Origin of the sequence: Nostoc sp. (assembly GCF_036919575.1) — a bacterium.
In the GTDB taxonomy this organism is placed as follows: Bacteria; Cyanobacteriota; Cyanobacteriia; order Cyanobacteriales; family Nostocaceae; genus Nostoc.
This window is the reverse complement of the sequence record NZ_JBALBY010000005.1, coordinates 69,494-94,761: the sequence shown is the minus strand read 5'-3', so window position 1 is coordinate 94,761 and position 25,268 is coordinate 69,494. Positions and strand designations below refer to the sequence as shown.

29 protein-coding genes and 1 tRNA gene are annotated in these 25,268 nt (G+C 42.6%); 15 read left to right on the top strand and 15 right to left on the bottom strand.

Features of this window, described 5'->3' with window-relative positions:
• Positions 1–127: 127 nt before the first annotated feature.
• Positions 128–565, bottom strand: coding sequence for an AbrB family transcriptional regulator (locus tag V7K27_RS02185; protein ID WP_334943857.1), 438 nt, complete (start codon positions 563–565; stop codon positions 128–130).
• Positions 566–2,024: 1,459 nt separating this feature from the next.
• Here V7K27_RS02185 and V7K27_RS02180 point away from each other — a divergent pair.
• Complete coding sequence (locus V7K27_RS02180) at positions 2,025–3,032, top strand: succinate dehydrogenase/fumarate reductase iron-sulfur subunit (protein WP_334943899.1); 1,008 nt, start codon at positions 2,025–2,027, stop codon at positions 3,030–3,032.
• Between the two features lie 125 nt (positions 3,033–3,157).
• Here V7K27_RS02180 and V7K27_RS02175 read toward each other — a convergent pair whose 3' ends face one another.
• From V7K27_RS02175 to V7K27_RS02155, 5 genes are all read right to left on the bottom strand, one after another.
• Complete coding sequence (locus tag V7K27_RS02175) at positions 3,158–3,682, bottom strand: TolB family protein (RefSeq protein WP_334943855.1); 525 nt, start codon at positions 3,680–3,682, stop codon at positions 3,158–3,160.
• Between the two features lie 85 nt (positions 3,683–3,767).
• Entirely contained in the window at positions 3,768–4,328 is a 561-nt protein-coding gene (locus tag V7K27_RS02170; RefSeq protein WP_334943853.1) for a TolB family protein, read from the bottom strand.
• Positions 4,329–4,375: 47 nt separating this feature from the next.
• Entirely contained in the window at positions 4,376–5,296 is a 921-nt protein-coding gene (locus V7K27_RS02165) for a Ycf66 family protein (RefSeq protein WP_334943852.1), read from the bottom strand.
• A 245-nt stretch (positions 5,297–5,541) separates the two neighbouring features.
• Positions 5,542–5,661 carry a photosystem II reaction center X protein gene (psbX, locus tag V7K27_RS02160; RefSeq protein WP_292763886.1) on the bottom strand — a complete coding sequence of 40 codons (120 nt, stop codon included), beginning with the start codon at positions 5,659–5,661 and terminating at the stop codon, positions 5,542–5,544.
• Positions 5,662–5,687: 26 nt separating this feature from the next.
• On the bottom strand, positions 5,688–5,870 hold the full coding sequence (locus V7K27_RS02155) for a hypothetical protein (RefSeq protein ID WP_334943850.1): 183 nt from the start codon (positions 5,868–5,870) through the stop codon (positions 5,688–5,690).
• Between the two features lie 173 nt (positions 5,871–6,043).
• On the opposite strand from V7K27_RS02155, the gene V7K27_RS02150 reads away from it, so the two are divergent.
• A complete protein-coding gene (locus V7K27_RS02150) occupies positions 6,044–6,337 on the top strand; it encodes a YggT family protein (protein ID WP_334943848.1) in 294 nt (97 codons plus the stop codon).
• Between the two features lie 198 nt (positions 6,338–6,535).
• Here the strand turns inward: V7K27_RS02150 and accC are convergent, their stop codons facing one another.
• A complete protein-coding gene (accC, locus tag V7K27_RS02145) occupies positions 6,536–7,879 on the bottom strand; it encodes an acetyl-CoA carboxylase biotin carboxylase subunit (protein ID WP_334943847.1) in 1,344 nt (447 codons plus the stop codon).
• Between the two features lie 378 nt (positions 7,880–8,257).
• On the opposite strand from accC, the gene V7K27_RS02140 reads away from it, so the two are divergent.
• From V7K27_RS02140 to V7K27_RS02130, 3 genes are all read left to right on the top strand, one after another.
• Positions 8,258–8,338, top strand: a tRNA-Leu gene (locus tag V7K27_RS02140).
• Positions 8,339–8,686: 348 nt separating this feature from the next.
• Positions 8,687–9,316, top strand: a complete 630-nt coding sequence (locus V7K27_RS02135; RefSeq protein ID WP_334943845.1) for a chorismate lyase — start codon at positions 8,687–8,689, stop codon at positions 9,314–9,316.
• Between the two features lie 741 nt (positions 9,317–10,057).
• The gene (locus V7K27_RS02130) at positions 10,058–11,833 is read left to right on the top strand and encodes a DUF3352 domain-containing protein (protein WP_334943843.1); all 1,776 of its coding nucleotides are present in this window, start codon (positions 10,058–10,060) and stop codon (positions 11,831–11,833) included.
• Here V7K27_RS02130 and V7K27_RS02125 read toward each other — a convergent pair.
• Positions 11,746–11,955: a hypothetical protein gene (locus V7K27_RS02125; protein WP_334943841.1), complete on the bottom strand. Its 210-nt coding sequence runs from the start codon at positions 11,953–11,955 to the stop codon at positions 11,746–11,748. The genes V7K27_RS02130 and V7K27_RS02125 overlap by 88 nt on opposite strands.
• Before the next feature lie 119 nt (positions 11,956–12,074).
• On the opposite strand from V7K27_RS02125, the gene ccsB reads away from it, so the two are divergent.
• From ccsB to V7K27_RS02100, 5 genes are all read left to right on the top strand, one after another.
• A complete protein-coding gene (ccsB, locus tag V7K27_RS02120) occupies positions 12,075–13,148 on the top strand; it encodes a c-type cytochrome biogenesis protein CcsB (protein ID WP_334943839.1) in 1,074 nt (357 codons plus the stop codon).
• Between the two features lie 178 nt (positions 13,149–13,326).
• Positions 13,327–13,533: a hypothetical protein gene (locus V7K27_RS02115; RefSeq protein ID WP_334943837.1), complete on the top strand. Its 207-nt coding sequence runs from the start codon at positions 13,327–13,329 to the stop codon at positions 13,531–13,533.
• On the top strand, positions 13,530–13,781 hold the full coding sequence (locus V7K27_RS02110) for a hypothetical protein (protein ID WP_334943836.1): 252 nt from the start codon (positions 13,530–13,532) through the stop codon (positions 13,779–13,781). Before V7K27_RS02115 ends, V7K27_RS02110 begins: the two co-directional genes overlap by 4 nt.
• 428 nt (positions 13,782–14,209) lie before the next feature.
• Positions 14,210–14,518, top strand: a complete 309-nt coding sequence (locus tag V7K27_RS02105; protein WP_300417633.1) for a KGK domain-containing protein — start codon at positions 14,210–14,212, stop codon at positions 14,516–14,518.
• Between the two features lie 419 nt (positions 14,519–14,937).
• Positions 14,938–15,678, top strand: a complete 741-nt coding sequence (locus tag V7K27_RS02100) for a Uma2 family endonuclease (RefSeq protein ID WP_334943834.1) — start codon at positions 14,938–14,940, stop codon at positions 15,676–15,678.
• 202 nt (positions 15,679–15,880) lie between these two features.
• Here V7K27_RS02100 and V7K27_RS02095 read toward each other — a convergent pair whose 3' ends face one another.
• Positions 15,881–19,531, bottom strand: coding sequence for a tetratricopeptide repeat protein (locus V7K27_RS02095; protein WP_334943832.1), 3,651 nt, complete (start codon positions 19,529–19,531; stop codon positions 15,881–15,883).
• A complete protein-coding gene (locus V7K27_RS02090; protein WP_334943897.1) occupies positions 19,532–19,858 on the bottom strand; it encodes a hypothetical protein in 327 nt (108 codons plus the stop codon). It lies immediately after the preceding gene.
• 303 nt (positions 19,859–20,161) lie between these two features.
• Here V7K27_RS02090 and V7K27_RS02085 point away from each other — a divergent pair, with 303 nt between their 5' ends.
• From V7K27_RS02085 to V7K27_RS02065, 5 genes are all read left to right on the top strand, one after another.
• Entirely contained in the window at positions 20,162–20,287 is a 126-nt protein-coding gene (locus tag V7K27_RS02085) for a hypothetical protein (protein WP_334943830.1), read from the top strand.
• A gap of 59 nt (positions 20,288–20,346) precedes the next feature.
• Positions 20,347–20,700 carry a KGK domain-containing protein gene (locus V7K27_RS02080; protein WP_334943828.1) on the top strand — a complete coding sequence of 118 codons (354 nt, stop codon included), beginning with the start codon at positions 20,347–20,349 and terminating at the stop codon, positions 20,698–20,700.
• Positions 20,701–20,788: 88 nt separating this feature from the next.
• Positions 20,789–21,790, top strand: coding sequence for a tRNA lysidine(34) synthetase TilS (tilS, locus tag V7K27_RS02075; protein ID WP_334943826.1), 1,002 nt, complete (start codon positions 20,789–20,791; stop codon positions 21,788–21,790).
• A 30-nt stretch (positions 21,791–21,820) separates the two neighbouring features.
• Complete coding sequence (locus V7K27_RS02070) at positions 21,821–22,120, top strand: type II toxin-antitoxin system HigB family toxin (protein WP_334943824.1); 300 nt, start codon at positions 21,821–21,823, stop codon at positions 22,118–22,120.
• Positions 22,104–22,505, top strand: coding sequence for a helix-turn-helix domain-containing protein (locus tag V7K27_RS02065; RefSeq protein WP_334943822.1), 402 nt, complete (start codon positions 22,104–22,106; stop codon positions 22,503–22,505). The genes V7K27_RS02070 and V7K27_RS02065 overlap by 17 nt, the downstream gene beginning before the upstream one ends.
• A gap of 255 nt (positions 22,506–22,760) precedes the next feature.
• Here the strand turns inward: V7K27_RS02065 and V7K27_RS02060 are convergent, their stop codons facing one another.
• The 5 genes from V7K27_RS02060 to V7K27_RS02040 all read right to left on the bottom strand — a co-directional run bounded on the left by V7K27_RS02060 (position 22,761) and on the right by V7K27_RS02040 (position 25,221).
• Entirely contained in the window at positions 22,761–23,117 is a 357-nt protein-coding gene (locus tag V7K27_RS02060) for a DUF5615 family PIN-like protein (RefSeq protein WP_292767214.1), read from the bottom strand.
• Positions 23,118–23,124: 7 nt separating this feature from the next.
• The gene (locus tag V7K27_RS02055) at positions 23,125–23,370 is read right to left on the bottom strand and encodes a DUF433 domain-containing protein (protein ID WP_334943820.1); all 246 of its coding nucleotides are present in this window, start codon (positions 23,368–23,370) and stop codon (positions 23,125–23,127) included.
• Positions 23,371–23,414: 44 nt separating this feature from the next.
• Positions 23,415–23,636: a hypothetical protein gene (locus V7K27_RS02050; protein WP_334943818.1), complete on the bottom strand. Its 222-nt coding sequence runs from the start codon at positions 23,634–23,636 to the stop codon at positions 23,415–23,417.
• An 80-nt stretch (positions 23,637–23,716) separates the two neighbouring features.
• Positions 23,717–24,780 (bottom strand): ISKra4 family transposase gene (locus tag V7K27_RS02045; protein ID WP_334943816.1). Its coding sequence is split into 2 segments (ribosomal slippage): positions 23,717–24,627 and positions 24,627–24,780, totalling 1,065 coding nucleotides; the frame shifts between segments, so codons are not numbered across the junction.
• 42 nt (positions 24,781–24,822) lie between these two features.
• Positions 24,823–25,221, bottom strand: coding sequence for a hypothetical protein (locus tag V7K27_RS02040; protein ID WP_334943814.1), 399 nt, complete (start codon positions 25,219–25,221; stop codon positions 24,823–24,825).
• Between the last annotated feature and the right edge of the window lie 47 nt (positions 25,222–25,268).

Sequence of the window (25,268 nt, the reverse complement as noted above, 5' to 3'; positions counted from 1 at the left end):
GTGACTCCTGCAAGGGGTCTAATCGTATTTTTCACTTCGACAAAATTTTCTAAATAGAGCTACTAGTTTGCTGTCGGGGTAAGGACAAGTTATCATCACCTGAAACTTATCCCTACCATCAGCAAATTTACTCTTCGTCTTCCAAATCTTCGTCAGATTCGTCGGAGTCTACATCTTGTGAGGTTAGTTTTTTATCGGTTTCACCGAGTTGAATCAAGTGAATATGCTTGTAACCCAACCTAATTTCAAACTCATCTCCAGCTTTTAAGCCCATTGCTTTGGTATATGTGGCACCAATCACAATCTGACCATTTTGATGGACACTAACGCGATATGTCGGTTCACGACCACGACCATCTTTAGGTGCTTCTGGACTTAGAGGAATTCCTCTAGCCGATAGCAAAGCGTCATAAAAATCGGTGAGATTGACACGAACCTGGTTATTCTTAGTAACAGTGTAATAGCCGCACTGTTTAGCTCTTTCTCGGCGCGGTAAAGTGGAAAGTTCTTTTACTTTAGCAAGTAGTGCTTTTCCGGTTAATGGCGCGGTTGCAGTTTCAGTCATTATGCTCAAATTTTCCTTACTCTCTCCAAACTGATAAACGATGTACTCTCATGCCAGCATTTGACTTTTTAGCATTTGCATAGAGCTACTGAGGACTCTAGTGTAACGGGTGAATTCCTGCTGATAGGAGCCAAAAGCACTTCTATATATGGTCGTCCACAACAAATTAGAGGTCAGAGTTGCCACAGACATTAATTTTGCTGATTTTACGGCACTTTTAACCATTATTCGCCATTAGAAATGAAATTGTTTTCTCTTTTGGCGCTACTGTAGCGGTGTAACTTTCAGCCACCTTAACAAATTGGCTTGCTTCTACTACAAATAAGTCGTAGAACCAAAAAATTGCAGGTTTTTCACTTTCAGTGCTTGCCCTTCTGGCCAATGAGCAAGTAGAGTTTTCTCTACTCGTCCTCTCAAGCTTAGGACAGCATAGTATTTCAATAGAGTCCTACGGGCATATGCCCTTTTGTCCTGCCAGTAGAGACGCGAATTTTCTTGTCTCTACATTACGAATCAACAAAGCAGTAGTAGCCGCGCTTATACGGCTATTGATTCTGGTTTTGTGACTTCGTAATTTTATATTAAATACTAGCATGGACTAATAATAGCAAAATAGTTGTTTAATTTTGAATTAAAGTTGCTGGTAAATTTTTATTTAAATTCCTGGACTTAAAGCTTGGGGATTTTTGTAACCCTTTATTGCAAGCGTGAGTATTGCCCTATGGCTTTTATAAAAACTTATCTAATATAGACGAGTAGTTTTGACCAATGAGTTAAATCCAAGATTTTCTTGATTGAAAGTCAGCAAAAATCTAAAAGTCTCGCGGATCATGGATTCCCGGTGCAAGAACTTATATTTGAAACTGGTGAGGATTTTTCCTCGGTTTATTACTGTAAGCTCAAAAGCGGTCAGAGAATTTTGTACGTCTGTCTATGGGAAGAATAAATATCTTAACATCTGCCTACCGCTTGATCGCCACTACTATATATTGAATATGTGCTTTTACACTTCTATATAATCAAAAAATTCCGTCAACCGGTAGCGAAGGCGGAATTTTTCAGCCAGGACTGCTTGACTCAAGTTGACATCAAGACGTGTCCCTAACCTGATATGCATTTAATATGGATATGATCGCTAGGTTAAAGATAAACCTAAGCGCCTTTCTGAGCAAACCCCTTTTCCTTTGCATTCCCAAACAGCTAAATTTAATGGAAAGCTGCGATCACATTTTTGGCGTTTTAACTCAGAATTTGACACAAATCTTGCCTACAGCGCTGCTAGAAGTAAAATTTTAATGGTTATCCTTAAACTAGAATCAGTCGCTCTTTCCTCGTCAGCCTGTTAACACCAGGATTTGAATGAAGGGCAAAAAAAGTATATCTCACTTTTCGCAACTACCTGCCTTGACTGATGATTGTTGAGGCTAGTGAAGTAATTTTAAAATTTGGGTTAGTGGTCATGGAAGTTATTTTTAAGGTGATTCGACAGCAACAAAATTCCTCCCCTGTTGTGCAAACCTACCTCGTAGAGGCAGAACCAGGTAATACAATCCTGGATTGCCTCAATCATATTAAGTGGGAGCAAGATGGAACTTTGGCGTTTCGCAAAAATTGCCGCAATACCATTTGTGGTAGCTGTGCTATGCGAATTAATGGGCGTTCGGCTTTAGCTTGTAAGGAAAATGTTGGCAGTGAACTTGCCAGATTACAACAAATAGCATCATCCGAAAGTAAAGTAAATGCTATTGGCGAAATCACGATCGCACCTCTGGGCAATATGCCCGTGATTAAAGATTTGGTTGTAGATATGAGCAGTTTCTGGAATAATCTAGAAGCAGTTGCTCCTTATGTGAGTACCGCAGCAAGACAAGTACCAGAAAGAGAGTTTTTGCAAACACCACAAGAGCGATCGCGCCTCGATCAAACTGGCAACTGTATTATGTGCGGTGCTTGTTACTCTGAATGCAATGCCCGTGAAGTTAATCCAGACTTTGTAGGCCCCCATGCCCTTGCCAAAGCTTACCGCATGGTAGCAGACTCCCGCGATAGTGATACCGAAAATCGTTTAGAAAGCTATAACGAAGGCACTAAAGGCGTATGGGGTTGCACCCGTTGTTTGTACTGCGATTCAGTTTGCCCAATGGAAGTTGCACCATTAGAACAAATCACCAAAATTAAACAAGAAATTCTCACCCAGAAACAAGACAGCGATAGTCGTTCAATTCGTCATCGGAAAGTTTTGGTGGATTTAGTTAAAGAAGGTGGTTGGATTGATGAACGTCAATTTGGTTTACAAGTAGTCGGTAATTATTTTCGGGATTTAAAAGGATTACTCAGTCTTGCACCCCTCGGTTTGCGAATGATCCTCCGGGGTAAGTTTCCCCTGTCATTTGAAGCTTCTGAGGGGACAGAACAAGTGCGATCGCTCATTGAATCTGTGCAAGAAGAAATGGGGAGTAGGGAGTAGGGAGTAGGGAGTAGGGAGTAGGGAGTAGGGGGAGTAAGGGATTTTATTTCTCCATACTTAGCAAGTAGGGAGTAGAGAATTTTATTTCACCACTCCCCACTCCCTACTCCCCACTCCCCATTTTTTCAACGCGGTTCTTGAGGTATATTCAACGGCTGTCCATTCCGGTCATATACTAAAATATCCCACTGCCCGTTGTTACTCGATTCAAAAGCAATTCTACTACCATCAGCGCTAATTGTCGGGTTGCGGACTTCCGCTTGTAGGTTATTAGTCAAATTCCGTGATTGGCGTGTTTCCCGGTCATAGAGAAAAATAGCCGATCGCCCCTGACGGCTAGCACCAAACACAATATAACGACCATCTTGTGAAACGCTAGGATGAGTTGCGATCGCATCAAAGGAGTTTAAACCTGGCAAATCAACCAAATCACGAGTTACCGTATCAAACATATAAACATCTTGGCTACCCCGTCGGTCAGTAATAAAAACAATGTATCTCCCAGAAATTTGGGGGTCTAATTCCGACGCTAAACTATTGAGACTGCGACCCCCCGGATCAAAGGGATAATTCAAAATACGAGGGTAGCCAAAACACCCAGTCAATAAACTTAAGCAGAAAAATAAAGGTATAAAAAAAACACGTTTCATATATTAGTCATTAGTCATTAGTCATTAGTCATTAGTCATTAGTCTCATAACTCCTAACTCCTAACTCCTAACTCCTAACTTTATCCTACGGAGGTGAACCCACAGTTGCACCATTAGGAATATCTAATTCAATATTTGGCCCCCGGTCTAGGACTTCAATATCCCACTGACCACGGCTGGCGGTTTCAAAAACAATATAACGTCCATCTGGGCTGATATTTGGTTTTCTAACCCAGCCGCGATAGATTGGTGTGACGATTTGTGACTGTTGCGTAGCGCGATCGTAAAGCGCCACCACTGGTCTACCTTGGTCGCTAGTAAGATAAGAAATGTAACGTCCTGTGTAGCTCAAACTAGGACTTTCGGCAATTGTTTCCTGTCGGTTTATCCCCGGTGTGCTAATAAACAGTTGCCTCTCCAAATCGTACACTAGTAGCTGCTGATTACCATTCCGATTAGATACAAACGCTAAAAAGCGCCCATTTCCACTCAAAGCAGGTTGCTCCTCGGTGTAGCGACTGTTGAGGGAAGTAGGCCCTATGGGAATATCATTAGAACCACAAGATACAAGCAAACTTGTTAAACCAAAAACCAGGCTCCAATGAATTGGTCTTTGGAGCCAAAATGTAGGCGTAAATTTTTCCACCTCAACTGTTTTCCGTCGCCTCTAAATCTACTTCCACGCCAACTGTTTTAAACATCGTCATAATCAGTCAAATTATCTGGCTCCTGATTTGGCTTTTCAATCGGGTTGTATGGCACATAATCAGTTGGTATGGCGTCATCATCTTCGCGCCCTCTTCGAGGAGTTGAGTCAGTGGGTGGACGACGCCTTCTTGGTCTGGGAGCAACATCATCTTCACGATTTTCTGGTTGCTGGGGTCTGTTATTACTGCGGCGAGAAGGTTTTCTGACTTCCCCACTCGAACTTTCCCAATCATCAACTTCCCTAGATGAAGAACCCCAATTCTCTTCTTCAGAGCTTTCAGAAGGGCGATTCACCGGACGCCCAGAATTACCTCGACGCGTTCTATCAGCTGGAGCCTGTCTTTCGCTACTGCTGCTATTACGGCGTTCTGGACGACGGGGGGGTTGCTCCCTGTAGTAGTCATCACGAGTTGAAATCTCATCCCTGCTACCCTGAATCCGGGGACGCGAGGGGCGGTCTTCCTCGTCTTCATAAGGCAGTGGATCTAAGTCTGCCTCCATCTGAGCTCCATACTTCTTGTTGCGATTGCGGTTCATTGAATAATTTCCGCTTACCTCTCGCTCATCATCCACAATCGGAGTGTTGCGCTTTGCTTGCTGGGTAGCTATACTCCGCAGGCGAATACTTTCAACTGCAAAAAACACAGTTGTACCGACTAAAAGCAGTTGACCAAATTGTAGAATCGGGTCTAACCGCCATCCTTGAAAGACGAGAATGAAGCCGCAGAGCAAGCCGACTGCCGCAAAAAAGATATCTTGATCCCGTGACAATTCTGGACGCACAGTGCGGAGAAAATACAGTGCTGCCCCAGCTACAGCCAGGAAAATTCCTAGAATACTGGCTGAGTTTGCTCCAAAATTAACCTGAGCCAGAAAACTGGCTGAGTTCAGCCCAAAATTTATCATTGCTGTTTTCCCAATATCAAATCTATGTTAGCGAGTCACAATTAAAATCACTACTCTAATTAGTCACGATATATTGAAGCTTCAAAGCCTCTGGCAAAGAAGCTCTGAAGCTGTTCACCGAAAAATAAAAAAACCTATGTCTGCCAGCTACAACTGCTTATAGCGGCAAATACTGCTACTTTTGATGCAATTATAAATACCTGACAGACAATCGGTTGTGAGAGTCGAATTGACTCTCATAAGCATTATGAACGCTGAATTTTATCTTTCTGGCTAATGAAAATTAGACCAACTGTAACGGGGATCACAACAATTGCACTACCCCAAGCCAAACTCCAAAGAAAATTTGCTAAAGAAGGCGTCATACTTCTCAAACCTTTTTTTACACACTTCATCCTAATTTTAATAGTGTATTACTTTCTTGAGAAGCCTCTAACACTGAACTACCAAACTTGGTAACTGCTTTCACCGGTTGTTGAGTTAACCGCGTCAGCGTGTTTGCTTTTTGATCAATGCCAGCAGGAGGCAGCTTGTGGTTATAGACAACCAGCCGAAGCAAGCAGTGTATAATCAACTCAATACCGATGAGGGTCTTACCATTCGGGGGGGACGGTGGTTCTGTGTTAATTCCTATTAGGGATTGAAATAAAATTATAATGAGAGTGCTTTACAAAGCTTAAAATTTTCTTAAAATTTTCTGGCGATCGCCTAAGTTCTTTCTTTACAGATAGATAGTAGCTGAAATCGATGACTGGTGTTGACCTGACTGCTTGGATTCTGGGTCCTGTGTTAGGGCTGATGACATTTTTATTTATATTCCGCATCATTCTCACTTGGTATCCGCAAGTGAATTTGAATCGTTTGCCCTTTAATTTCATAGCTTGGCCCACTGAACCATTTTTAATCCCATTGCGAAAGCTAGTCCAACCTATAGGCGGGGTGGACATTACACCTATTATTTGGGTTGGTATCTTCAGCCTGTTGCGAGAAATCCTGCTAGGTCAGCAAGGATTGCTGACTATGCTATCTCGTGTTAATTAGGGATGGGGCATTGGGCAAACAGGGCAATTCAATTTTGGATTTTGGATTGACGATTTTGGATTAAATTTCAATTCTTTAATCTAAAATCTGTCTTGAAAAGTTTGCTCAAACTCCTCCACCCCCGCACGCAACTTTTCGCAAAATCTAAAATCTAAAATTCTTACTCCCTCATCTCCCCACTCCCCACTCCCCACTCCCCTAACCGTTCATTTCCTGCACAAAATTTGTATAGACATTACCCTGCAAAAACTGGGGATTTTCCATAATTTTTTGATGAAACCCGATGGTGGTGGGTAGTCCAGTAATGGCACATTCCCGCAGTGCGCGTTTCATGCGGTTAATAGCAGTAGGTCGGTCTGGCGCCCAAACAATTAACTTGCCGATCAATGAATCGTAGTAAGGCGGGATTTGGTAATCTGTGTAAACGTGGGAATCAATCCGAACACCAGGACCTCCAGGGGGAAGATAGCCACTGATTCGTCCAGGAGAAGGGCGAAAGTCATGATCGGGGTCTTCGGCGTTGATCCGACATTCGATCGCATGACCACGCAAGACTACTTCATCTTGGGTAAGCTTGAGTCTTTCGCCTTGGGCAATCCGAATTTGTTCAGCAACCAAGTCTATCCCAGTAATCATCTCTGTTACCGGATGTTCTACTTGAATCCGGGTGTTCATTTCCATAAAGTAGAATTTACCCGATCTATCCAAAAGAAACTCGATAGTACCCGCCCCAGTATAGTTAATGAATTGGGCAGCTTTGACAGCAGCTTGTCCCATTTTCTCACGCAAGTCTTGGTCGAGAGCCGGACTTGGTGCTTCTTCCAGTAGCTTTTGATTCCGGCGCTGAATTGAGCAATCCCGTTCGCCCAAGTGGATAACATTACCGTAGTTATCCGCCAAAATTTGAAATTCGATGTGGCGGGGACGTTCAATAAACTTTTCTATGTAAACGCCAGAATTCCCAAAAGCTGCTCCTGCTTCCCCTTGAGCTGCGAGGAAAAGTTTCACAAATTCATCTTCAGAACGAACTAGGCGCATACCCCGTCCACCGCCACCGGCTGTAGCTTTGATCATCACTGGATAGCCGATATCCTTAGCAAATCTTAATCCTTCTTCCTCGGATTCTACCAACCCCTCACTACCTGGTACCGTCGGGACTCCAGCTTTTTGCATGGTTTCTTTGGCAGTGGATTTATCCCCCATCCGCCTCATAGCTTCTGGAGTTGGGCCGATAAAGGCAATATGATGGTCGGCACAGATTTCCGCAAACCGAGCATTTTCTGCTAAAAAGCCATAGCCGGGATGAATAGCAGTGGCATTGCGCGTCAGTGCGGCAGCAATAATATTGGGAATATTCAAATAACTTTTACTGCTAGCAGGTTCGCCAATGCAAACCGCTTCATCAGCAAGTTGGACGTGCAGAGCATTACGGTCAACTGTGGAGTGAACCGCAACTGTCGCAATCCCCATTTCTTCACAGGCGCGGAGAATGCGAAGCGCGATTTCTCCCCGATTGGCAATTAATATTTTGTCAAACTTCATTTTTTAGTTTCGATATCATTAACCAGTAGATTGACATTTTCTCTGATCCAACTTGAAACGACGCTTTCGCACTATTTAAAATTATCACAGGAGATTCGCCACCCTGATTCTAAGCAAACTTCAGATTGCAGGTTGCTGCCTCTACAGTCTTACTACACTAACAACATTGCTGCTGTAAGTCTTGGCTAGCTTACGAAATTGGGCTTTTGCGTCACCGAACACACTAGCTCTACCCTTTTTAATATCACTTGTGCAGCTGCTAGATTTCTGTCAGTCTGATACCGCCTTGAGAAAATTTATATTTTTTGGCAACTGAATTTAGATATCACCTTACTATAATTATTTTCTTATGCTATAGTCTATCTTTAGAGAAACCATGCGGATGTGGCGGAATTGGTATACGCGCACGCTTGAGGTGCGTGTGGCTTTGCCTTGGGAGTTCGAGTCTCCCCATCCGCATTTTTGCTTGTTTAATCATAGGGTCAATAGTCAAGGGTCAAAAAACCTTAGACTATTGACCCTTAAATCTAGGTATAGCTCTAGTACTCCCTCAAGGCAACAATGCTTGCTAAATAAGTTTGTAGTCTACCCCTTTCGGGAAGCTATGCGTAGCGTCTCCTAGAGAGGACTTTAGTCCTTGTCTGAAGCACTGAAGTGCTTACTACGTACCTAGAAAATTTGACAAAAGGAAAAAACCTTTCCCTACTCCCCACTCCCTACTCCCTACTCCCCACTCAGCAAAGTTGCCTTGCTAAAGTACTAGTTTTTTATGCTTTTATAGAAATAGATGAAGTTTTGTAAAAAGCATTGAGTATTACTTTTACGCCGACAAACAACTTAACACTGCCAGCAGCTTGGCATCGCCTCACTCCGATTTGGCAAGGAGGGGAGGAAATAATTCAACAAAGTTTACCTCACACTCAACTAGCACCTGCTTGGCAGCTAATGCTTTTGGGTGACGGCTCTCCAACACGTCATCTAGAATTGCTTACAGGTGAGCCTGTAGAAGTAGATGTGATTGATATGTCATTAATTGGCATGGACTTGGATGTTGCTCCTGAGTTAATCCAATCTGTTCCAGGGCCGCGACTACGCCGACAAGTGTGGCTGCGTACTGCTTCTGGCCAGCGATTAGCTTATGCTACTTCGTGGTGGGAAGCCAGTCATGTAGATGAGTATTTGCAAAATCGTTCATTACCAATTTGGGCGAGTTTAGCTCGTCTTCGCACAGAGTTATATCGAGATGTTCGAGGAATTTACTACGGTGACTCATCGGCGCTAGAGTCTGGTTTTGATGTAACTGGGCCTTTTTGGGGTCGCCACTACTTGTTTTGGCATCATGGAGAGCCACTGACTTTAATTTATGAAGTTTTTTCGCCTTATTTAACCAAATATTTGGGGCCTATGCAGCTGAGTGCTGTCAATGCTGAGGGATAATACCATTGAAAAATTCAAACGTGTTTTTAGCAGCAGCCTAGTACAGCACGGCGTAAATAAACCACCCATTCAAAATCAATGAAACCCTTACTCTGTATTCATTTTGAATTTTGAATTTTGAATTTTGAATTCCGCCTTGCGGTACTAGTACCGCTTCTCTACGAGACACTGCACATAATATGCTTGTTTGAAAAAGTCCGCTCCAATTAAAAATTACCAGTTCCTCCTCAGCAAAAATAACAACTATTTTGCATCAAAATGATACAAATTCCGAAAAATCATAATTCAGCAACATATCTGATTTGTAAGATTAGTAATCCATGCGAAATCCCGGATACTGAATTTATCTAGGTTAGATAAAGTCAATACAACAAATGGAAGTTATGTAAATGGAAGTTATGTAAATAGAAGGTAGTGTGAGTTACTGATGACTTGCAGCAATGCCTAAGTTAGTTATATCCTCAAAGTGCTTGAAATGACGGATTTAACTCTTGAAGAATTTCCACAGAGGCAACCGTCCAAAGCAAGTGTCCGGCGAAATTCAACAAAGCGTGTTAAAAAAGGTAACTAACTACTAAAACACCGCTTTTGAAACAGTACGGAAGGTTGATTACGGAAATATTATCAATGTCTAGGATGGAGACATTCATGCAGTTAACTGCTCTAGATAACGAGAAACTTTTTGGTTAACTTAACCAATCAAACAACTAATGAGTTTGCAAGTATGAGGTATAGGTTTCAATGGCACCGCCTCTTGTGTCTGTTCCGATGAAGAAAAATAAAAAGAAGAAACCGTCTCTGGTGCTGACGCTCTCGGCTGCTGGGTTATTGATTGGTGCTGGGACTGTAGCATACTGGTTGTTAAGCCAGAGACAACTATCTTCTAGCGATTTGCTAGTAGGTGCAAATATTATTCCTGGTGATGCCCTGTTTGCGGTTTCTCTGACAACAGATCCCCAGCAGTGGCAGCAATTGCGGCAGTTTGGCACAAGAGAAACCCAAGCAGAACTGGACAAAAATTTAGTAGAATTCCGCGATCGCTTTCTAACTAATAATGGTTACGACTTCCAGAAAGATATCGCTCCTTGGGTAGGCAATGACGTGACGATCGCATTTCTTGCCCCAGACACAGCGAGTAAACCTGCACCCAAACCAGTTACCACCAATGAAGATGCTGCCAATGATCAGCAGTCGATGGTAATGGTATTGCCAGTGAAAAACCCAGAAATCGCCAAAAGTATTTTGGCACAACCCAAAACCCTTAAACAAGGCAAATGGATTGACCGGACTTATCAAGGGATCGCCATTAAACAAAATCAGGGACAAGCAGGGGAAAACTTCTCCGCAGCATTACTAGATGGGCGTTTTTTAGTCATAACTGATAATCCCAAAGCCACAGAAAGAGCGATCGATGCCTACAAAAATAAAACATCCCTAGCTACAACAGTGGGCTTTGCGGAGAATTTTCTGAAAATTGCCAATTACCAACCCTTTGCTCAGTTTTACGTAAATGTGCCAACAGCAGCCAAAATAGCCGCAGCTTCTCCAAACCGCCCTTTACCTGCTCAAGTTTTGGCTCAACTGCAAAATAACCAAGGTTTAGCAGGGACAATGAGCTTAGAGCCAGAAGGAATTCGCTTCAAGGGCATTTCTTGGCTAAACCCTAATAGTCAACGTGTGTTGGCGGTGGAAAACAAAGCTGGAGAAATGCAAAACCGCCTACCATCGGAAACCTTAATGATGCTATCTGGCGGGAACTTACAGAGGTCATGGGGAGATTACGTTTTAACATCTCAGGGAAATCCCCTCTCGCCGATCGCACCAGAACAGCTTAGAGGTGGGATAAAATCTCTTACCAATCTCGATTTAGATAAGGATTTGCTCAGTTGGATGAAAGGCGAATTTTCTCTATCAGTGATTCCGACTTCTTCAAAACAAGGTTCACCAGATGATTTTCGTGCGGGTTTGGTGTTCATGGTACAGGTAAGCGATGCCTACGGTGGGCAAAGCCTACGCCAATCAGCTGAAGCATCCATAAAACAGCTCGATGATGTGATGAAAAATCAATACCAATTCCAAATCCAACCGGCAAAAGTCGGAGATCAACCAGTTGTTAACTGGGTTTCACCTTATGGCACATTAACGGCCACCCACGGCTGGTTAGATGGAGATGTCGCCTTTCTAGTCGTGGGCGCTCCCATCACTGATAAAATTGTTCCTAAACCCAACAATACACTAGCTAGCACAATCCCCTTCCAACAAACAGTTCCTACAGAACCAAATCCCACAAATGGTCAATTTTTCGTGGATGTGGAACGAATTGTGAAAAATTTCCCTTTACCAACTCTAATTCCCAATCAACAAACTTTGCTAGATGCAACGCGCTCAATTGGGATGACATCTGCTGTCAGCGACAGTCGCAGTAACATCTACGACATTTTTATCGGACTAAAAAAAGTTACGAACTCGACTACCTTGCCTAGTCCAGGAAGCAATAAGGGTAACTCTGGTAAATAGGGGAGTGGGGAGTGGGGAGTGGGGAGTGGGGGAGATGGGGGAGATGGGGGAGATGAGGGAGATGAGGGAGATGGGGGAGTAAAGAATAGTAAATAAATTCTTCCCAATGCCCAATGCCCCATGCCCAATGCTCAATGCCCAATGCCCTATTTCCCATTTTCCCTGCTTCATGACCCTGTAAACATATAGGATCAGAACAGTCAGAATCGGTATTTTAAATTATCCACGGAGAGAACACTTTATGAACCTGGTTGTACTCCAGAACTGGCTGGACAATGCCTCCTTTGCCATATTATTCCTGACAATGCTGGTGTATTGGGGGGGAGCGGCTTTTCCAAATCTGCCTTATCTAGCCGCTTTGGGGACAGCTGGGATGGCGATCGCTAATTTGTGTATGGCGACTCTATTAGGCGCAAGATGGATAGAAGCTGGTTACTTTCCCTTAAGTAATCTCTATGAATCTCTGTTTTTCTTAACTTGGGGAATTACCGCCGTCCATCTGATTGCTGAAAATAGTAGCCGTAGCCGCTTAGTAGGAGTTGTTACATCTCCTGTGGCAATGTTGATCGCTGCTTTTGCTACCCTGACATTACCATCCCAGATGCAAACGTCAGAACCCCTAGTACCTGCCTTAAAGTCAAATTGGCTGATGATGCATGTCAGTGTGATGATGTTGAGTTATTCGGCTTTAATGGTGGGTTCGTTATTAGCGATCGCTTTTTTAATTGTCACTCGTGGTCAAAACATCCAACTACAAGGTAGTTCTGTAGGTACTGGTGGCTATCGCAGCAACGGCTACCGTTTGCACAAAGCATCTGAGCTAATTTCTCAACCACCAGCCTCTCCTATCGAAAATAACGGCTTTGCTCGTTTTGAAACTAGTAGCAACGGCAACGGTAACGGTAACACTGCTGTTTTGGGTTTAGTCACAACAACCCCAATCCAAAATTCAAAATCCGAAATCCAAAATTCGGAACCCCTTTCACCCCAGCGCCTTAGCCTTGCCGAAACCCTCGACAATATCAGCTATCGCATCATCGGACTAGGATTTCCCCTGCTGACAATTGGGATCATTGCCGGTGGCGTTTGGGCTAACGAAGCTTGGGGTTCCTACTGGAGTTGGGACCCTAAAGAAACTTGGGCATTAATCACCTGGTTAGTGTTCGCCGCCTACCTTCACGCCCGGATCACTCGCGGTTGGCAAGGGCGCAGTCCCGCAATTTTAGCCTCCACCGGCTTTGTTGTCGTTTGGGTTTGTTATCTAGGTGTGAATCTTTTGGGCAAAGGTTTGCATTCTTACGGTTGGTTTTTTTAACTCAGTCTATTTGGAGAATCGCCCTAACCCAAAAATAATCAGGGCGTTGCTTGATTTGAGCATGAATTCTTGTTTTTAATCTCATGTGAAGATACGTAAATATCTTGATTTAATTTGCCTCTTTGCATGAGAGCTTTTCATACCATCATTTAGCAACGCCACAATCATGCTCAGGAAGATGACAGAAGAAAACCAACCAGATGACTTTGAGCAGTCACAAAATGAGTGGGACGCGGTAGCTGAAACTAGACAATGGTCATCAGCAGCAACCGAACTTAATTGTTTTGCGCTTGCTAGACGTAAAGGTAAGCGATTGGTCAAAATTATCAATCCCAAGGTTGAACCCTTTCCGATAATTTGCATTTTTGAGGATTATCCAAAATGACTCCTGTACAAGCAGCAGCTACTCAAATCCCAGTCAGCACAATAATTTCAATGTTGACATCTATCAATGAGCGTGAATACTTGCACTTTAAAGAATTGGAAAAATCCTTTGTCACCCAGCACGGACTTGAGGTATGGGAGGAAGTTTTCAATTTTCGTGTGCTACCTGCACTAGACAAGCAATCCAGTAACTGGTTATTGGTTCAGTTTTGTAGTGCAGGAGTAGTGAGTGTAAAAGATGTAGTCTGATGCAATATAACTTACCAAGTACGGGACTTTTTTAGTCGGTGAATAATGGAGTTAAAACCCCAGTTGAAAAATTCAGGATTTACGCAAACAATAGCTGAAACCCTGATTTGTAAGTAGGGGCAATTCATGAATTGCCCCTACCGCGTGTAGTTTTGCGTAAGTCCTAAAATTAACTTTATATTGAGCAGCACTAAATCTATAAAATCATCATTTTATTTCGGATGAACTACTAAATCTGTGGAAAGTATAGATTTAGTGAGCTGACTTTTCACGGGATCTCGAAAACCTCACTTCCATTCCTCTCTCCTGCAAGGAGAGAGGCTTTGAATTCTCCCCATTCCCTTGTAGGGAAGGGGGCTGGGGGGTTAGGTTTCGCGTTAGCTTTTCCACATGACGTGAAAAGTCAGATTTAGTGAGAGGGGATTTTTATGGAAGATGGATTTGACAGACTAAATCATGATGAAGTTGTGTCTATAGAACCAGACACTTTTAATAAGTTAAATATTGCTAAAACTTTTAAAGTCCGTGATTTAATTACAGCAATTAAGGAATATATTGGAGCAGAAGAGACAGATGAAGTAAATTTGTATACCCAAGGATTAAATTGTGAAGTTTTGCAGTTTAGTACTCAGGGATGGAAAAAAGGAAAAGTTAGACTTGCTTTAGAATTTTGTCCTGATGAATCTGAGTCACCACTTGATGAAATTTTTCAAAAACTCAAACAAGTGGAAAACTAATACCCAATGAGCAAAAGATCCCCGACTTCTTTAAGAAGTCGGGGATCAGATCCTCTCGACGTTTGCAAATAAAATAGGATGTGCTGAATTTCTATCAAAATTAATAAAATAAAACAGGAGTTAGAATTCAGAATTCAGAATTCTGAATTCTGAATTCTGAATTCTGAATTCTGAATTCAGGATATTCTACCCATAAAGGGATAGAGTTTTAAGGCGAGAATATTTTAATTTTTTCGCCCACCCTTCGGTCACGCTCAGGGCTTCGCTTGGGGCAAGGTTTTAAACCAATATTTATTACCCAGTCGGACTCCAATTCAATTCTGAATTCTGACCGGAGGCGGAGCGTCTCCGGCTCCGCTCCTGAGTTCTGAATTCTTCTTATAAAGATGTACTAATAACTGAGGAAGAGTAAACCCATCATGCTAAAGTACGATCCATTAGCTTGTTTGCCCTCATCTGAGGAACTACCAGACTCTGATGATACCCCTGTGGATAATGAATTACAAGATTTGATTCCCGGTTTACTTAAAGCGATTCTAGCAATGGCTTGGCCAGAACGCATGGATTGGTATTTTGGCGTTGACATGGGTATTTATTATGATCCAGATTTACCAGCAATAGTACCAGATGGGTTTTTGAGTTTAGGGGTAGAACGATTTTATGATGAAAACCTCCGCCCCAGTTATGTGCTTTGGGAAGAGAGGAGAGTACCAGTATTAGCGCTAGAAGTAGTATCTCAAAACTATCGTGGTGAGTACTCTACTAAAAAAGCAGAGTATGCGAAATTAGGGATTTTATATTATGTAGTTTACAATCCATTTCGTCGCCGCAAGTCACGTTTAGAAGTTTACAAATTAGTTAATAATGCTTATGAATTACATGATGGTAATCCAGTTTGGTTGCCAGAAATAGGTTTAGGAATTGGGATCGAACGAGGAACTTATCTAGGCATCCCACGGGAGTGGATGTATTGGTATAACCAACAAGGACAACGGTTTTTAACACCAGAAGAAAAGGAAAAACTTGCTGAACAAAAAGCTCAACAAGCTGAACAAAAAGCTCAACAAGCTGAACAAAAAGCTCAACAAGCAAAGCAAGAAACTCAATTATTACGAGAACGGTTGCGATCGCTCGGTGTAGATCCTGATTCTCTCATCTGAATTGCTGTAAACACTCATTAATGGAGTTCAAAGCCTCATTAATGGAGTTCAAAGCCTCATTAATGGAGTTCAAAGACTCATTAATGGAGTTCAAAGACTCATTACAGCAGTTTTTATTTACTTAAATCCCACTCTTGCATTCTTCTCTGCGCCTCTGCGTGAGACAAAAATCTTTCAGTAATTACGAATTACAAATTACGAATTACGAATTACGCATTACCCTATCAAGACTTGCACTCACACTTTCAGCATCCGGTGACTTCAATCGCTGCAAAATCTCTAAAGCTGGTTGCAAATAGGATATCGCTTTAGTGTATTCACCCTGTTGTTCTGCCAAATCTCCTAGCCACCACAGAGTCATTGCCTTGTCTTGGACATTACCAATGCGTTCATTTATTTCCAAAGACTGATTGAAAAGTGTGATCGCTTCATCCACTTCCCCTTTATCGGCGTAGAGAATTCCCAGTTGGTGCAACGTCGCCGCTTTGCCTTGGACATTTCCAATGTGTTCATTTATTTCCAAAGAGTGATTGTATAGTGCGATCGTTTTTTCCACTTCCCCTTTGTTGGCGTAGAGAATTCCCAGATTGTGCAACGTCGCCGCTTTGCCTTGGACATCTTCAATGCGTTGAGTTATTTCTAAAGACTGAATGTAGAGTGCGATCGCTTGCTCCACTTCCTCTTTGTCGGCGTAGATTCTTCCCAATTGTCGCAACGTCGCTGCTTTGCCTTGGACATTTCCAATGCGTTCATCAATTTCAAGGGCTTGATTGTAGAGTGCGATCGCTTGCTCCACTTCCCCTTTGTTGGCGTAGATACTTGCTATGTTATGCAACGTCAGTGCTTTCCAATAAGCATCACCAATACGTTCAAAAACTTCTAAGCACTGATTGAAAAGTCCAATCGCTTCATCTACTTCCCCTTTATTGGTGTAGAGAATTCCCAGTTGGTGCAACATTGCCGCTTTGCTTTTGACATTTCCAATGTGTTCATTTATTTCCAAAGAGTGATTGTAGAGTGCGATCGCTTGCTCTACTTCCCCTTTGTTGGCGTAGATTCTTCCCAGTTGGTGCAACGTCGCCGCTTTGCCTTGGGCATCTTCAATGCGTTCAAATATTTCCAAAGACTGATTGGAGAGTGCCATCGCTTCATCCACTTCCCCTTTGTCGGCGTAGATCATTCCCAGTTGGTGCAACGTCGCCGCTTTGCCTTGGGCATCTTCAATGCGTTCAAATATTTCCAAAGACTGATTGGAGAGTGCCATCGCTTCATTTACTTCCCCTTTGTTGGCTTTTAGCATTCCTAGATAATAATAAATTGATGCTAATTCTTGTTCATCTTCTGCGGGACAAAGATTTAAAGCTTGTTGGTAATAGTTTAATGCTTGCTCAACCTCACCGAGTTGGCATTCACAGTAAGCCATTTCTTTAAGAACACTATGGTTTTTAGTAATTTCTAAAGTTGATTTGCACAGATGTATTGCTTCCCGAAATCGGCTCTGATTCCGTAAGTGTTCCGCCAAGTAATTAGCTATTTTCCCCGCAATTCCTTCATCCTTCCCCAACAACGCCAACCGATGAATTTCTAACGTTTGCACCTCCGTAGAACTTTCCGCCTCTTCCCACCACAGACGATACAAAATTTGTGCAGCTTGTTTATACAACTCTTCACCCTTGGGGTTTTCTGGAAACTCTAGCAACGGTGACAAAATCCGGGGAACACGATACAACCTCTCTGTGTTGTTGGTGAGGGTAACTTCCAACAAACCCAAAATTTCAGCGCGTTGAATATGACTTTCCCAACTAGAGATATCCTCACAAATCGGGTCAATAGCAGCTTGAGGAACAGGTAACTCATACACCAACAACTTCCCCAGCATCTTCCGTAAACCTGGAGTTTGCTGCTTCAGCAATTCCTCAGCCAAAATATTCTCACGAAATTCCTTTTCCTTATCTGCCATCTTTTGCAGAATCATCTCAACTCCCCTCTCGGCTTCTGGCGACTTCGGGGAATTTTGCAAAATCTTATCTAACCATTCCAACAGCCGAGGATTTCCATCTGCTGCTTTTTTGGCACGTTCCGGCAAATCTGGCTGAAATTGCCAACTGCCATTAAACGAATCCAGACGATTATACTTTTTAATTAAATCTGCCCCACCCAAAGCCCCCAGAGGTTCGCGGTACAGACGATGATTCAGTTCCGACAAAGTGAAATTGTAGCGACAGGTAATAATTACCTTGTGGGGAAGTTGGGAATTTTGCATCGCCTTCAGCAACGCCAGCAGTACATCCACAACTTGTGGTTGCAAGACATAAACCCCATTTCGTAAATCCAAATTAGCCTCAAAGTCATCCAGCACAAAGGCAAAGCGCTGTTTTTCGGTATTCAGTCCTTCAGTGAAAAACTTGGTGAGGCGCTGCATCAACGGTAACTTGCCATTGAGAATATCATGCCCCCGTTCCGAGGTACATTGTTCAGCCAGGGTTTTGAGCAGTTTGTCCTCATCCAGTTGCCGAAAGTTCACCAGCCTGTGATAGCCAACCATCCTTTCCAGAAGTCGCGCCGTCACAGTACTCTTACCCACACCCCCCAGTCCGTGAATTAGTACCCCTAATGAAGTGCGAATTGCTTTGAGACAACGTTGCAAAGTCCGCCGTCTCCCAACAAACTCAGAGGGTTTCGCCACCCGCACCAGTTGGGTATCGGGATCTAAAAACTGTTCATAAGCAGGTTCCGGCGCAGAGGGTAGAAAATCTCCCAACACATCCACCAACGCACCCGGACATTCTCCCTGGACATATAACCGCAACAAATGCCAGTCACGCACATTCTGTTTAAACAACTGCTGGTAAGTGCTAGCGAGTGCTTCAGCTAATTGATATCCGGCAGCCAATTTGCCGTAGAGGTGCGCGGCGGCGGCTGTGGCTGTCCGATCTTCCACAGGTCGCCCCCAACTTAAAACAGCGATCGCCCCTTGGGCAATTAGTGCCTCAGCCATTGAAGGGACAGCCCCTTTATCTGCTGCTTGTCCAGTCCGACACCCAGATAAAAACACCAATTTGGGAAAGCGAAACCGGAAGACTTCGGCCAGTTCTGCGGCTGTAGTTTCGTGGCGTTCCCCAATTTCCGTCTCCGTAATAAAGTAAGGCGTATTCGGCTCTAAACCTGCTCCCCTCCTCGCTTGCGGGGAGGGGTTGGGGGTGGGGTTGTTTTCCACTTCAGCAGGAGTAATTGACGCGTGTCCTGTGAGGTGAAACACATCAAAGTCATGAAAATAGCGACTCCACAACTTACCCAACTCGCTAACGCAACCGCTTTCTTCCACCCGCAAATCTAAATTAAAATCTCGCGTATCTGCCAGAATTTTCGCCTCTTCCTGTTCAAACTCTAACTTTGGTTCCACATCTTCCGGGTCGGTTGCCATAAACAATACTCGCAATTGTCGTGTTTCCACAGCAAACCCTTCCGTTTCTTTCTCAATCCAGCGCAGAGGCAAAACCACTGGATTAACGCGCTTTACCAAAAAATCCTCACCATCATGCAGCACTTCCCAAGGTAGATGTGCCAGTTTTTTATCAGTATCAATAGCAATTACCAACCCCTCACCGCGACAGTTAGCAATTCCCCGACTCAACCACCGTCCATCCCCATCCAACCAAAAAAATAACTGCTGCCCGATTCCTGGTAAATTGGGCAGCAGTTTATAGTAATCTCGTTCGCCTTGCTTGAGTAAATCAGCGATTTCTGCTAATTTCAGGCGACGTGATTCATAGTGATTATTTTGAGGTAGCCAATACCTGAGTTCAACTGTTTCCTGCGTACTTTCCCGAAGTTGAATGCGGATAGTTTGCACTTATTTGCTGATAGATTTGAGGATTTCCGTGATTTCCTCTATGGTAGCTTCTTCGAGTAAAATCCTATTTCCACTCGCAGGGTCAAAAATTTCCACATCAAATTGCTTCCCTGGATGAGATTTATGCCATTCTTGATACCATTTGCGAATTTGTTCAGCTAAAGCCGCAACACCACCCACAATGCCAATAATAGTAGCGATCGCCGCCAAAGTTCCCTCTCTTTGCATCGGAACTTCATAGCTTCCCGATATTCCAGGAATTTCTAGCAAAGCCTCGGCTGCTGCTGGTGCGCCTTCACCCTCAATACCGACTTGAATTCCTGCCATTAAATCACCTACAAATTTAGACAATATTCTGTATATTATGCGTTGAATTGAGGATAAGGTTCACGCACAGACACAGAGAATATTGCGAAATTATTTACTTTGTGTTGCGAGAATTGCCTAAAATAAGGCAACAGACGCAAACCTGGAAACCCACATCTTGCACCTAGTCCTGGCGATTAGAAATCGCGGCTATACAAACGAAGTCCACCTCCGTGGACTAAGAGAAAATCAAAGGATTATCTAGCGATCGCTTCTCGCGCTGATCTCGGTAATCCCAAACTCCCCACAGTTTTCGTTTATCAGTTGGTTGACGGTCAATACCAAGTCCAAAAGTTCATGGGTAATGATCGCATTCTCTCTACTACCTTCCCCGAACTAGCGTTAACTGTTAAAGAAGTTGTGGCTGCAAGTCAAATCCAAAAACTATGAGAAGTTCCAATTAATTCCTATCTTTTGGGAACTATAGATTTAGTTACACGAGATTGATTATGAATGATAAATGGGAACCTCTAAATCCTGATAATGATGTTGTGCATTTTCACAAAGAAGATTTTGAAAATTTACCCAGCACTCAAATAGTCTTTCAGCTTTTAAACGAGGTAAAAAAAATTTGGGCAAAACACTGTACATCTTCAGCGTCAAGAGTATTTGACGAAGGATTTGAATGTTATGTTTTAATGCCTGGTAAACAATGGCGGACAGGCAAAATTAGATTCAGCCTACAATTTTGTCCAGATAAGCTTGAAATCAAAGAAAAAGAAGAAAATAATCAATTAGACATCAATCAAGAAACTTCTCCGCTCGACGACCTTCGCCAGCAACTCAAACAAGGTGGAAACTAATATACCCAAATTGTAACTGTCGATGCACGTTGATATACACCGATATAATAGAAAATTATCTGTGTCCGTCTGCGGTAAAAAATCCAAAATGGTATGGACTCCCTTACACGCCAAAATACATCGCACCATCCGATCGCGCCACTTATTTGAGCGCAATCAACGGCTATTAGTCGCTGTCTCTGGCGGACAGGATTCTTTATGTTTAATAAAATTACTTTTAGATTTACAATCCAAATGGGGATGGCATTTAGGTATCGCTCACTGTGATCATCGCTGGCGTTCTGACTCCCAAGGTAATGCTAACCACGTCGAAAACTTAGCTAAAACTTGGGATATATCCTTTTATTTAGAAACAGCGATCGCTCAGATAAATAGTGAAGCTGCTGCACGCGATTGGCGCTATCAAGCTTTAAGTGCGATCGCTCAGGCAAATAATTATCAATATATAGTTACAGGACACACCGCAAGCGATCGCGCCGAAACTCTCCTCTACAATTTAATTCGCGGTACTGGTGCTGACGGCTTACAAGCCCTGACTTGGCAACGCCCTCTAACTACAAGCATTATGCTAGTGCGTCCACTTTTAGAAATCACTCGTACACAAACAGAGCAATTTTGTCAAGAGTTTAAATTACCAATTTGGGAAGATTCCACCAATCAAGATTTGCAATATGCTCGCAACCGTATTCGCCAAGAGTTGTTACCATATTTGCGGGAAAATTTCAACCCCCAAGTAGAATCAGCATTAGCCCAAACAGCAGAACTTCTCCAAGCGGAAGTGGAATATTTAGAAAAAGCTGCCCAGCAGTTGCGAGAAAAGGCGATGTCATGGGATATTGGGCATGAAGAAGATTCCGTTACTCCTGTTCTTCCCTTACGGTTAAATCGTCGGGTATTACAGAAAGCACCACTGGCGTTGCAACGTCGGGTGATGCGTCAGGTATTGCAGCAAATACTGACTGATGCGCCCAGTTTTGAACACATCGAAAAATTAACGGCTTTAATTATAGCGCCAAACCGATCGCAAACTGATCCATTTCCTGGTGGTGCGATCGCTCAAGTAGAAGGCGACTGGATTTGTTTGAAATAGTTATTTAAAGTCTTTTTGTTATCAGGGACGATGCACATTATTAGTTTTAGAATATTAAGAAAATATCTAGAAACCCATGCAGATTGTCAGGAAGCATTAAACAATTGGTATAAAGTTGCCACTAAAGCGAAATGGTCAAATTTAGTTGAAGTACAACAGGTTTTTCCTAAAGCTGAAGCTGTTGGTAATTTTACAGTTTTCAATATTAAAGGAAATAAATATCGCTTGATTGTTAGTATAGATTATCAAGGGCAGTTAATTTATATTAAGTATATCCTCACCCATGCGGAATACGATAAGGAGAACTGGAAAGATGACCCTTACTTTTAATCCAGATAAATACAAGGAATTATTAACAGCTTATCTTCCCAAGCTGATAAAAAGTGAAGCTGAGAATGAGCAAGCTTTAGGGATAGTGGAAGATTTAATGCACCGGGAACGCACCCCAGAAGAAGACGAACTTTATCAGTTATTAATTACTTTAATTGAAAAGTTTGAACAAGAATATTATCAGCCAAGCCAGCAGAATAATTCTGTATCTATGTTGTTATTTATTTTAGAAGAATCTGAGAAAAGTAGAGATGATTTAGTAGCGGTTTTAGGGACAGAAGATTTGGTTGATAATATTTTAAATGGACAAGAGAAGATAAATACAGAACAAGCGCGTAAGCTGGGAGAGTTTTTTCATCTAGAATCCAGTTTATTTATGGAATAATCGCAAACTGATCCATTTCCTGGTGGTGCGATCGCTCAAGTAGAAGGCGATTGGATCTGGTTGAAAATGTAAAATACCATCTTTACCAACATACGACCTGATTTTTATATAGCAATCCTATTTGATTTGCTCTCCACCGAGAGGCTCAGATCCCCGACTTATTCAAGAAGTCAGGGATCTTTTTTTCGTAATTCATTTAGGATTGCTACACTATCCATAGTCACTTTCACATAATATCAGTTATTCTTAAGCAACCTATTCAAAATTAGCCTGACGAATCCGAAACTTATTTTTCATAGCAATCACGATTCTGCCATTAAGTAAATCTTCGCTATGTAACTTTAAAACATCTATTAATAAAACCTTCCTAGCTTCACGAGGTAAATTTTCTAAACGTAAAACTCCACAATGACGCTTTCTCTGCTGCCAAATCATCTGTTCAAAGTCATTATCTGTCGTCATAATAATTCTTTCTTCCATAACTGCCCATTCTAAAATATCCTCGTCTCTCATTTCGGGGTCAGTGTCACTTACATAAACCACTTCATGACCCATTTCTTGCAACCAATTACCCAAGGTGCGACTAGCATTGACATCGATTAAAAATTTCATATATGGTCTAAGGTGCAGTCAGTCTGTCTAAGACCTCTTCTTGAGAAACAAGATAATAAGCATAAAATAAGGCTGCTTGTATATCTTCTGGTTCTAATTCCGGGTAATCTTCAAGAATTTCTTGATTAGTAGAACCCTTGGCTAGTAATTCTAAAATCATTGCTACTGGTATTCTTAATCCCCGAATAATTGGTTTCCCAGCCAAAATATTTTTGTCAAACTTAATGCGTCCTAGTAATTTTTCATCGTTCATCTTTACTACCTACCTCTGATAATTTGCCAGTGACATATAGCAATTTATTTTTCCAGATCATCTTGAGTGAACATTTGTTCACCAGAAAAAACGATTTCGGCACGTATTTGCCGCAGACGTTTTCCCAATTGATATTTATTTACAGGAGTTACAGGTTGAGCTTTCACCATTGTTGCATGAATAAATTTTACAAAATCTAAAACTTCTTGCTGTTTTTCTTTGTCAAGCGATCGCCATTTTGTTAATAATTCTTGTTCTGAACTCATTTGTCTTCACCTATGACTGTTACCTGACTTTTTACGATATCTAGAAAACCTCTCGGGAGCATCCCATTTTTGCAAAAACATTAGATAGCAAGTTGACCATTGAGGTAGGCACAGCGAAGTTGTAGTATGGACGGCACATTGGCAGGATTCCACTGAGCACCAGAAAGTTTCAACCTCAGACCGATTTGTTTAATAGCAGACTCCACAGATCCAGAACCAATAGAGCAAATCTGTTCCGCCTGACAGTAGCCATAGTTGATAATCCGACTTCGATGCTTGTTCAAATATGTACAAAAATTCTTTGCCTGTTTTTTGGCTAAATCAACAAACAGAGCGATCGTTACATCTACCTCACCAATCCAGAGTAAGTTTTCTGCTTGCTTGAGTCGCTTGAGAGAACCACCAACTTTATGAAGGTTTTCCCGCAAATGATACCAATCAAGGATCTCCATTCGGGTTGAGGAGCTGCCGATCTCCGTAAACAATTTCCACACACCATCATGCCCATCCCCCAAGCAGACTAATGGGGTGACTAGCCTCTGTGAGTTAACCCAATCCAAAAGGGATTGGTGATCGTGAAAGAAAGCTCCATAATAAACACCACCTAAGCGTACCGCTTTATAATCCCGCCACTCACACTCTTCTCCTTTTGGTGTCCGTAACCGCACTTTACCCCCGTCCAGACTGACTTCGGAAATCGCTTGCAAAGCTTCTGGCACTGGCAGATCCTGTCTGCTCACCAGTCGGTGTAGTGTGCTATGCCCTACTTTCACCCCCGTTAATGCTTCCAGTTCCAACTCGGCATTTTGGTAAGACTCATTGGCACACAGCCTTAAGCTACATTTTTCTAATACTGGACTCATGTGACTTCTTGGCTCCAGCCCCAATTTTTGCGCTTGCTTTTCCGTGATCGGCAACTCCCCTACACAACTTTTGATTTGTCTGGGTCGTCCTTTATTTGTGCCTGTAGTTTGTTCGATAAAAAAAAGGCGATTTTGGGACTGACGTGCTCCAGTATCTGCGATCGCAATGTTTTTTCGATTGCTTCCAAAGTCTCTAACTCGGATGGTGATGTATTTTTATACAGGATTGCCGCGATTTCTTTTACTGCTACTTGTAACCGTTCTTTTTCTTCAGGGGTCATGGCTATGGTTTAAGTCAGTATTGTGTTCTCCCCATACTACACTCAGGAATCAGTATTTCTGCAAAAATGGGATGCTCCCAAACCTCTCTTCTTTATCTCTCTCCTAAAAACTTCATCCACTTCCGCTTTCCATTCCAGCAACGCCGTCAAAGCTTCCATCTTGGCGATCGCTGTTTGTAATTTCGTCAGAATAGCGGCTGCAAGGGCTTTAGTCCAAAAAAATAATGATCGCAAACTGCTCCATTTACCGGTGGTGCGATCGCTCAAGTAGAAGGCGACTGGATCTGCTTGAAATAGTTCGCCCTCTGCTCTTAGGCTGCGAATTCCCCCAATCCAAGAATCCACCTCTGGCTCCACAAGAGCGATCGCCACTTCAACTTTGCCAAATCCAGAATAAAAGGGGATATCGCCCCAGTTGTTACAGAAACTAATAGTGTCCATGATTATCTCAGTGGTAGTAGCGATGTAGAATCAGCATTATCCGAATA

Bases quoted from the DNA above. Each gene is read 5' to 3' on its own strand.
- psbX (WP_292763886.1), bottom strand. From the start codon at position 5,661: ATGACGCCTTCTTTAGCAAATTTTCTTTGGAGTTTGGCTTGGGGTAGT.
- tilS (WP_334943826.1), top strand. From the start codon at position 20,789: ATGGTATGGACTCCCTTACACGCCAAAATACATCGCACCATCCGATCG.
- V7K27_RS02110 (WP_334943836.1), top strand. From the start codon at position 13,530: ATGACTCCTGTACAAGCAGCAGCTACTCAAATCCCAGTCAGCACAATA.
- V7K27_RS02180 (WP_334943899.1), top strand. From the start codon at position 2,025: ATGGAAGTTATTTTTAAGGTGATTCGACAGCAACAAAATTCCTCCCCT.
- accC (WP_334943847.1), bottom strand. From the start codon at position 7,879: ATGAAGTTTGACAAAATATTAATTGCCAATCGGGGAGAAATCGCGCTT.
- V7K27_RS02090 (WP_334943897.1), bottom strand. From the start codon at position 19,858: ATGGCAGGAATTCAAGTCGGTATTGAGGGTGAAGGCGCACCAGCAGCA.
- V7K27_RS02115 (WP_334943837.1), top strand. From the start codon at position 13,327: ATGACAGAAGAAAACCAACCAGATGACTTTGAGCAGTCACAAAATGAG.
- V7K27_RS02185 (WP_334943857.1), bottom strand. From the start codon at position 565: ATGACTGAAACTGCAACCGCGCCATTAACCGGAAAAGCACTACTTGCT.
- V7K27_RS02150 (WP_334943848.1), top strand. From the start codon at position 6,044: ATGACTGGTGTTGACCTGACTGCTTGGATTCTGGGTCCTGTGTTAGGG.
- V7K27_RS02080 (WP_334943828.1), top strand. From the start codon at position 20,347: ATGAATGATAAATGGGAACCTCTAAATCCTGATAATGATGTTGTGCAT.
- V7K27_RS02050 (WP_334943818.1), bottom strand. From the start codon at position 23,636: ATGAGTTCAGAACAAGAATTATTAACAAAATGGCGATCGCTTGACAAA.
- V7K27_RS02055 (WP_334943820.1), bottom strand. From the start codon at position 23,370: ATGAACGATGAAAAATTACTAGGACGCATTAAGTTTGACAAAAATATT.
- V7K27_RS02065 (WP_334943822.1), top strand. From the start codon at position 22,104: ATGACCCTTACTTTTAATCCAGATAAATACAAGGAATTATTAACAGCT.
- V7K27_RS02100 (WP_334943834.1), top strand. From the start codon at position 14,938: ATGCTAAAGTACGATCCATTAGCTTGTTTGCCCTCATCTGAGGAACTA.
- V7K27_RS02125 (WP_334943841.1), bottom strand. From the start codon at position 11,955: ATGGGGCATTGGGCATTGGGAAGAATTTATTTACTATTCTTTACTCCC.
- V7K27_RS02165 (WP_334943852.1), bottom strand. From the start codon at position 5,296: ATGATAAATTTTGGGCTGAACTCAGCCAGTTTTCTGGCTCAGGTTAAT.
- ccsB (WP_334943839.1), top strand. From the start codon at position 12,075: ATGAACCTGGTTGTACTCCAGAACTGGCTGGACAATGCCTCCTTTGCC.
- V7K27_RS02060 (WP_292767214.1), bottom strand. From the start codon at position 23,117: ATGAAATTTTTAATCGATGTCAATGCTAGTCGCACCTTGGGTAATTGG.
- V7K27_RS02070 (WP_334943824.1), top strand. From the start codon at position 21,821: ATGCACATTATTAGTTTTAGAATATTAAGAAAATATCTAGAAACCCAT.
- V7K27_RS02105 (WP_300417633.1), top strand. From the start codon at position 14,210: ATGGAAGATGGATTTGACAGACTAAATCATGATGAAGTTGTGTCTATA.
- V7K27_RS02175 (WP_334943855.1), bottom strand. From the start codon at position 3,682: ATGAAACGTGTTTTTTTTATACCTTTATTTTTCTGCTTAAGTTTATTG.
- V7K27_RS02040 (WP_334943814.1), bottom strand. From the start codon at position 25,221: ATGGACACTATTAGTTTCTGTAACAACTGGGGCGATATCCCCTTTTAT.
- V7K27_RS02130 (WP_334943843.1), top strand. From the start codon at position 10,058: ATGGCACCGCCTCTTGTGTCTGTTCCGATGAAGAAAAATAAAAAGAAG.